1 protein-coding gene and 1 pseudogene are annotated in these 1,579 nt (G+C 76.0%); both read right to left on the minus strand.

Translation table 11 applies throughout. The annotated features are described in order from the left end of the window. Positions 1 to 460 (minus strand): annotated as a pseudogene (locus FNQ90_RS22630) (hypothetical protein); the annotation flags it as partial. 180 nt (positions 461 to 640) lie between these two features. Continuing rightward, a complete protein-coding gene (locus tag FNQ90_RS28240; protein WP_267133094.1) occupies positions 641 to 1,393 on the minus strand; it encodes a class F sortase in 753 nt (250 codons plus the stop codon). Positions 1,394 to 1,579: the final 186 nt, after the last annotated feature.

The raw sequence follows: 1,579 nt of genomic DNA on the forward strand, positions 1-1,579 counted from the left end.
GGGCACGGGCATCGGCCTTCACCTCGGCGGCGATGGCGTCCCACAAGCCGGGGGGCGGGGCGGCCACGGCCGCGTCCGCCGGGCCGGCGCCACGGACGGCGGAGACGATCTCCCGCAGGTCGGTCAGCTCCGTCCGGCAGCGCGCGCAGCCCTCGAGATGTTCCCGGGCGGTGGTGGTGGAGGGGCCGGCGCTCCCGTCCAGGGCGATGGCGGCCAGCACGCCCTCGGGGATGTGTCCCCCGACGCCCGACGCGCCCGGGGGATCGCTCCCCGCCCGATCGCCGGTGGTCCGATCTCCCGCGCTCCGGGCGGCGTCGGACGGGCCCCGGGGGAAGTCGGCGCCGGCGGGGGACGGCACGCCCCCGGACACGGGCGGACGCCCGTTCACGGCACCGGAACGGTCGTGGTCGCCGCCGGTGTCGGGACGCCCGTGGTCACCGGCGGCCTCGTTGCGGTCCACAGCCGCCCACCTCCACTCGGGCTGCGCGGTTGCCGATCCGTGGCCGGGGAGGCGCGGATCGGAGGGAGCCGCGCGTCGACCTGGTCGCGCGGCAGCGGTATGTCTTCATCGTAAGAAGCCGTGACTTCCGGTTGGCTGGAGCGGGGACGAAAGCGGCGTGTCGGGCGCGGCCCGATCCGGTCAGGGGTCGATCGGCACGGCCGTCACCACCAGATTGCTCAGGTACCCGCCCCTGTCGGGGTCGTAGGGACCGGCGCAGGTGATGAGGGTGAGAACCGGCGGGCCGTCACGGCGGAACAGCTCGGCGGGCAGGGCCTGCTTCTCGATCAGCTCCATGGCCGCGACCTCGTAGCGCAGGGGCTCCGCGCCATCGCGCCGGACGGTGACGACATCGCCCGCGCCCACCTCGTACAGGGCGGCCATGGCCCCCCGCTCGCCGCCGGTGGCGTCCACGTGCCCGGCGATGACGGCGGAGCCGGCCGTGGCCCCGGGCGCGGGGCCGAAGCGGTACCAGCCGGCGCGGGAGACGTCCTCGGGTATCTCCATGGTGCGGTCGTCGTTGACACCGACCGGGTCGAGGGCCGCGTCCAGGCCCACCCGGGTGAGCGAGACCCCGGTGGGCCGGAGGTCGGCGGCCTCGGCGGATTCCGGGGGCCCGGTGGCCACCGGGCCCCCGGCCTCGACGGAGGTGGGCGGCGACGCAGAATCCCCAGCCGCGTCGCCGCCCGGCTCGGTGCTCTTCCCGGGACCCGCCCCCGCGGTGATCGCGGCGCGGTCGCCGAAATCGGTGGGGGCACCGCGGTCCGGGATGAGGAGGACGACGCCGATGGCGAGCGCGGTGACCGCCACCAGGACGATGAGCATGGCCGGCATCGCCGATGAACGACCGTGCCGATCGGTGCCCGTCATCGTTGCTCCGTCCTCGTCTTTCATGGAGTTCTTCCGTCGGTGAGATCTTCCGTCGGTGTCCCGGGTGCCCCGGCCGGGGCGATGGTCGGGGGCCCCGGGACCCTCGTGGCCCGCGGGATCACGTCTCCCGGGGTCGCGGAGCGGGAGGAGGCCGTCTCCCGCTCCGCGGGCCGGTGGGTGGGGCCGCCCGACCCCCGAGGGGGGGTGAAG

Source organism: Streptomyces alkaliphilus (assembly GCF_014141535.1).
GTDB classification, from domain to species: domain Bacteria; phylum Actinomycetota; class Actinomycetes; order Streptomycetales; family Streptomycetaceae; genus Streptomyces; species Streptomyces alkaliphilus.